This is a genomic window from Desulfuromonas sp. (assembly GCF_002868845.1).
Classification (GTDB): Bacteria; Desulfobacterota; Desulfuromonadia; order Desulfuromonadales; family BM501; genus BM501.
The window spans coordinates 127,253-133,512 of the sequence record NZ_PKUB01000038.1 but is presented as its reverse complement, the minus strand read 5'-3'; the positions used below and the strand labels follow the sequence as shown (position 1 = coordinate 133,512).

At 43.2% G+C, this 6,260-nt stretch carries 7 protein-coding genes and 1 tRNA gene; 2 read left to right on the top strand and 6 right to left on the bottom strand.

Features of this window, described 5'->3' with window-relative positions; translation table 11 throughout:
* Positions 1–13: 13 nt before the first annotated feature.
* Together C0617_RS11445 and C0617_RS11440 are read left to right on the top strand one after the other, a co-directional pair.
* Positions 14–99 (top strand) — tRNA-Leu (locus C0617_RS11445).
* A gap of 119 nt (positions 100–218) precedes the next feature.
* Positions 219–1,676: a site-specific integrase gene (locus C0617_RS11440; RefSeq protein WP_291317155.1), complete on the top strand. Its 1,458-nt coding sequence runs from the start codon at positions 219–221 to the stop codon at positions 1,674–1,676.
* Between the two features lie 202 nt (positions 1,677–1,878).
* Here C0617_RS11440 and C0617_RS11435 read toward each other — a convergent pair whose 3' ends face one another.
* The 6 genes from C0617_RS11435 to C0617_RS11410 form a co-directional block, all read right to left on the bottom strand.
* Entirely contained in the window at positions 1,879–3,168 is a 1,290-nt protein-coding gene (locus tag C0617_RS11435; RefSeq protein WP_291317154.1) for a hypothetical protein, read from the bottom strand.
* A 65-nt stretch (positions 3,169–3,233) separates the two neighbouring features.
* Complete coding sequence (locus C0617_RS11430; RefSeq protein WP_291317153.1) at positions 3,234–3,881, bottom strand: hypothetical protein; 648 nt, start codon at positions 3,879–3,881, stop codon at positions 3,234–3,236.
* Positions 3,882–3,952: 71 nt separating this feature from the next.
* A complete protein-coding gene (locus C0617_RS11425) occupies positions 3,953–4,114 on the bottom strand; it encodes a hypothetical protein (RefSeq protein ID WP_291317152.1) in 162 nt (53 codons plus the stop codon).
* On the bottom strand, positions 4,104–4,601 hold the full coding sequence (locus tag C0617_RS11420; protein ID WP_291317151.1) for a thermonuclease family protein: 498 nt from the start codon (positions 4,599–4,601) through the stop codon (positions 4,104–4,106). Before C0617_RS11420 ends, C0617_RS11425 begins: the two co-directional genes overlap by 11 nt.
* Before the next feature lie 177 nt (positions 4,602–4,778).
* Positions 4,779–5,630, bottom strand: a complete 852-nt coding sequence (locus tag C0617_RS11415) for a hypothetical protein (protein WP_291317150.1) — start codon at positions 5,628–5,630, stop codon at positions 4,779–4,781.
* On the bottom strand, positions 5,630–6,208 hold the full coding sequence (locus C0617_RS11410; protein ID WP_291317149.1) for a hypothetical protein: 579 nt from the start codon (positions 6,206–6,208) through the stop codon (positions 5,630–5,632). Before C0617_RS11410 ends, C0617_RS11415 begins: the two co-directional genes overlap by 1 nt.
* Between the last annotated feature and the right edge of the window lie 52 nt (positions 6,209–6,260).

The window sequence follows — 6,260 nt, the reverse complement described above, 5'->3', positions numbered from 1 at the left end:
TTCATTCCGCTTTGCCGAAGTGGTGGAATTGGTAGACACGACGGTCTCAAAAACCGTTGCCCTCCGGGCGTGCCGGTTCGATTCCGGCCTTCGGCACCAGCCATAAATAACTACTTGAATTAACTAGCTTTTTCAAGTGGCTCAGCAGCGCTACACAGAACGCTACACTAAGGAGCGAAGCTGTGAGCGCTGTTTTTTTATCTAGGATACCGACGAACATGATGATCAGGAACGGTAAATATCACTACAGAAGGCGCATACCTACTGCCCTAGTTGGTCTTTTTGAACGCAAGGAAGTAACCAAGTCGCTCCACACCGACAATCCTCGCAAAGCAGCCCGTCTGACCAGTTACCTTGATGGCCAACTGGAAAGCCTATTCCATGCATGCAGGTTCGATTCTATAACCCAAGAAAGGGCCAAGGCTCGACTACAAGCCATCCTACACGGATCGCCCCAGCCAGAGGTTCAAGACGATCAGCCCACTACCATCGTCATCCCTGCTGCCTCACGTCGACGAGGAAAACGCCTCTCTGAAGCAATTGAAGCATACAGCAAAGAAAAAGAACACAGCTGGTCGATGAAAACAAAGAAGGAGTATTCAGGCATATTTAACAAACTCCTTGAGGGCCTTTCAGATCCCTGGCTACAGGACCTAGCACGACCTGCCCTAGTGGAGTATCGTGACGTACTGGTTCGCGGAGGGAAGAGCGTACAGACCGTCAACAAATACCTCGGGAGCCTCTCAACCATATTAAGACATGCGAGTCGCTTGAAGTGGATTCAAGGAAATCCTGCCGAAGGGTTAGGATTGTCAGATACTCGAAGTGATCATGCCATAAGATCTACCTTTACCTCGGAAGAGATAAAGACCATATTCCTTTCTCTACAACGAGACAAACAAAACTTTTACGAAAAAGGCAGACATGAACGATATTGGCTCCCCCTACTTGGAATATATACAGGAGCCAGAGTCAATGAACTTGCTCAACTTGACACCAACGATGTCCTCGAAGAGGAAGGCATTCCAGCTATCACAATAAGACCAGAGGGCGGAGAAGGAAAACGCCTAAAAAACGAGAGTTCCAGACGGGCAATCCCACTCCATTGCGACCTTCTGACTCTCGGCTTCCTTGTCTACGTCAACAACATCAGGAAGCAAGGTCATGAAAAGCTGTTTCCTGCTCTCAAACCTGGACCTAATGGATTCTCGCACTACTTTAACTCGCATCACTTTGCAGGCAGCAAAGGATGGTTACGCAAGCAGGTTTCCAGCCTTGAGAAGGGTGGCTCCTTCCATCTTTTCAGGCATACATTCGCCACCATGCTCAAGAACGCCGAAGTAGAAGAGCGCCTCATTGAAGAGGTCATGGGGCACAGGCTTACGTCTATGTCCTTGGGGCGTTATGGAAAGCCCTACAAGGCCGATATTCGCCTTCGGGCTATCAACAGAATACAGTATGGCTTAATCCCTGAAGCAAAAGAAGAAACTCTTGCTGTTTTCGAGGAAGAGCAAAATAATGTGGTGGAACAAGATTTTCTCAAATGCGGAGAGACAAGTATCCGTATCTACCTTGATGAGTGCACTAAACCAATAGAGCTTTTACAATATCAGCGCCCTGACCAACACGGCTACAGCCCCTTTCACAAAGAAATTCGATCCTTCATGCGTGATTAATCAAATCACCATTTCATCGCATTTCTTCAGCTTTAAAAAAGAAGAGGAGATACCCCCTCAGGACATCTCCCATACCCTGCCGAATTTCCCTGCTGGATCTCCCAGGCTAGAAAGCCACAACCCCCACCACCAATGCACCCGAATTTCCTTCAACTACTTCCTTCTTGAAACCATCGACACACCATTGCAACAAGTTTATACATTATTTACAGTGATTGTGATTGAAAGTGACTTGTTTGATGTTTGGTTTTTGTTTTTCGGAAAAGTCAACAATTACCCTACCCTCCTTGGAAAACTTGTACTCCATTGCATCTTTGTATTCATGCCACTTCTCCTGCTCTACTCCATCAATAAGCTTTATATTCGAACTCAATGAATGCATTATATATAAAAGCTTTGAGTTCCATTTGTTTTCGAGAATCTCACCATAGGTATCCTTAGTGAAGTTAAGTCTCGGGAAGAGGTTTCTTAATATTTTGCCACCCTCTCTCAACTGTTTCTTACCAACACTGGGCTGCTCTTCGGTTTGCTGCTGAGATTTTTTAAGTGTTTTTATATTGTATTTATTATTTTTTAGCTCTGCAATTTCATCAACATATGACAATGCCTCTTCAGCAATAGCGTCTTTACCTTTCTTTTCATGTAGTAGTTGCTCCTTCAATTTATCGATAACAGCCGCCTGTTCTTCAGCGACTTCCGACAAGGCCTTGATGTTTCCCCTGCCTGCCTCCTTGTCAGCTTTAAGGCTCTCAAGGGCAATCAGGCCTGCCTTGTGCGCCTCCACATTTTGCTTGAGTAAAGATTCAGTTTTTTTGATATCTTCCTCGGCTTCTTTCACCTTAGCATCCGCCCTACTCTTGCCAAGTTCAAGACCTCTAACTTCCTTTTCTTTTAGAAGGTGTATTTTGTAACTGCTCAGCAGGCCGTAATAGAAAAGAATCAGAAAAAATAGAGTTATAACAAATGAATAAATAAGAGGCTCGCTCCTATACCAATACGGATGCCTGCTCCCATCTTCCAACCTTTGGAAACCTTTTCCATTCGAAAAAGTCCACGCCCTGCTTAAATGCAAGTACCAAGGAGGCTTGTTTTCGTCAGAAATACTAACTACATATTTGGCCGACCCATCACTGATTTCCGCTGGCGGGACATGGACTATCGTCCTCTCCTCCCTTAATTCCTTTTCTTTTTTAACAGTGTAAACCAGAAATCCGTTAAGATATTTTTCTACTGTTATTCTTGGCTCTTCCTTCTCTATGAAACTCTCTAACAAGTCTTTTTCGAATTCGACTTCAATATTACCATAAGAGAGCGCCTCAATAATACAATCTATAGATCGCAAAATGACCTTTGCATTATTTTGAACATTCCAACCATTAGATATATAGTAATACTTATAATTCAGAAGCATATAAAATGCAGATGAAATCACAAACAAGAGTACAACCGCTGAAAGCAACAAATTCGATACTGTTCTTACTAAAAAAAACATAGCAACTCCATTAAATGATTAAGAGACTACTGTTTTAAAATTTCCGGGGACCACTCAAGGTCTTTTTATGGAGATATTTTCAACACATAATCAACAAGACTAGTGGGCTCCGAGTTGACCCTAGCTGCAACATTGCTGAGTATTCTTTTGCAGTCTTTTAAGGTTGGCCCAAGGAGTGAACATGCCTCATCCTTGGCTTGCACTTGAATTACTGTACAAACATTTAACCCGTAATCGACCAACCTTTCTCCCAAAAATGGATCAGATACACCATTTTCCCATCTGATTTTTTTGATTGCATGTAGATTTCCAACAAGACATAGTACTTTTCCATTATCAATATACTGACACAGCACCTTAGTCATCCATTCGTCCCTGCTCACCTTCGGTGCTTTTCCGTCAATTGCAATCACATTTAGGCATCTACCCTCATGCTTCATTTCTCTCAGCGTAGAGAGCATCTCACGGTATGCTGGATGATCTATAATGGGACTTATTTTTATGTTTGAAATGGAGCTATCACCAGCCATGGCTCTATCAATTGTTGTTTGCTGGTTTGATGATATCTCTAAAGCGACCGTTAGGCATTTACCGCTTTTAGTGTAATTACGGCATACCTCAGTAAAGAGTTGGGTCGATTCAGGTTTACCGTGTTTTTCGCCCAATATGACAACTTCATTTTTGTCAATTAGTGGCTTTATCTCTCTGGCCAAGCGCACGTAGTCATTTGCTTGGACGCATGTTGCCAAAGAAACTATCGAAATCAAGCTCCATAAAAGGTGTTTCATTTTCCAGACCTAAGAGCTTGAATGCGATCAAACAACTCCTCCTGCGTGATGACACCTTTTGCAACAAGAACGTCAATTAAAGCTTGGTTGATAAACATTTCAGTTCGCAAGGCCTCTTTTAGGGAAACAGACTCTCTGTCACCACCCTTACTTGCCATTGCTCGCCTCCAATCTCTTTGCCTTTCTCCACTCCCAAGGCGGCACTGGTGTCTTGTCCTGCCATAGCCCCCTTCGGGCAATGCGTGCTTCAGTTTCTAGTGTCCCTATGCTGGCGTCATCAGAATACTTTCGATACCACCAGGCGTACCCTGCCCTTACCAACTCCCTATTGAGGTTCCTGTCACCTTGAAGGGTTACAACCCCTATACTCCTTCCATACTTGCCAACCTCAGTGACATCAACAGAAACCACTTTCTGAGCTACGAGATCGAGAACATATCTCTTAGCTGCTTTTCCAAATGCTTGGTCTGTTTCAGGACAGTCAATTTCGGCAAGACGCACCCTTTCTGGCTTGCCGTCATGAAGGACATCAACGGTGTCGCCATCAAGAACTCTAACAACTTTCCCTGTAAACAGTTCGGCGAAAGATGGGACTGAAAAATATGCTACAAACATTAATGCTAGTAGAATTCTATGGGTAATCATATTCTTCTCACTTCTTATTCTGGAAAAAGCTTCCCAGCACCCCAAATAAAATCGCCATTATTGCAATTGAAAACATTACACTATCAACGCCGAATGCTATAGCGATGCATACCAGACCTGACAAGGCTATGGCAATGAATCTCATGGATGTATCGATCCGATCTGCCTATTTCAGGCCTAGTTTCGTGAGAAAGGCTTCACCTTAATCCTATCGACTGCCTTATCTGAACTAAGTATTAGCTTTGCGATAAGAGCAGCACCGGTTGCCACATTAATGCCTGGGATTGTCAGCAGGTATGAAATGAAGGATATTTTTGCAACTTTAAACCCAGTCATTCTTAGTGACAGTCTTTTAAAATCGCCATAATTGATTTCTCCGAAACGATATCTTCTCCAAAGAGAAATCAGAAGGAGCGAAATTGATGCTGCACCTACTCCGGGGACAAATGTCCATATGCTACTGTTTTCATCCACCTCCAAAAGCTTGTCAGTAACATTTTCAACCCTATAAGTAAGCTGCTCGTTTGAAAACCCACTAGATTTGACTCCTAGCTTTTCGGCCAACTCTTCAGTAATGACTATTTCGTCTTCAGGATGATCCTCCATCCAATCATTTACATAATGCGCATTGGAAGTGGCCCTTAACTGAACCTCCCATGAATCTTCCATTGACGAATCAAACATTAAAACATCAGTATCGGAGTGGTTGGTATCAGTGAAAAGTGATGCCTGTATTGAATCCCCATCAGAGTTTTCAAGCTCTACAAACTCTACTTCATGCAGTATCCCCTTTATATTACTAACCAATCCAGGGATCTGTTCCTCGTCATAGCCTTTAAGGTAGTCTCCTATCTCCCCTATCGATGCTCCTTCAAGCGAAGGTGTCGACCTTCGAAAAGCTGTTAAAACAATCCTTTCATCATGAGAAAATGTCTCATCTCCATCAATTGAAACCTTAACCAAGGCACCCAATATTGCCATTTCATCAAAGTTCTTTTTTAAGTATTTTACTTTTGGCCTAAAGTCCATCAATCTTCCTCAGGCCTTAAAGCCTTTGAGTCCTTCTTGATTTCACTTGTTCTTTTTTTCCCTTCTTCTTTCCCAACTTTTAAGGCATCTCTCCATACTTGCTTCATTATCTCTTTATCGAGTTTTTCCTTTTTAGCCTTTCTTATAAAGTACTCATCCATCACGCAGCCCATCGCATAGGTAAGGCCAAACACGATTGGGATTGTTGTCCATGCTCCAAGGAATGGAATGAAAGTCTTATATCCGCCTATCACAAGCTGCTGAGCTAAAAGGCCTAAACCAACAACAGCTGCTATCTCCTTTATGATTTCACCTACCTCTGACTCTCTTACCGGCACACCCCTTATGGCTGCTATCCGGGTTCCCATGTATGCCTGAATCGGTGTCAATATGAAGATATCAGCGAAAGGTATTGGCTGAATAGCTACCCCCGCACATGTGGCCCCAAAGATCTTAATAATCCTTTTCGCTTTCTCTTCGTTTGGTAGGTCGGTCCTTGTTTCAATTTCAAGAATATTCTCCCTGACGCCCTTCAAAGCCTTTTCAATAACCTTCTTCACTTTCTCTTCGGTTGACATACTCCCTCCCCTCAGAATCAATGGCCTTGCCTAATTAGGAATGCCACATCAT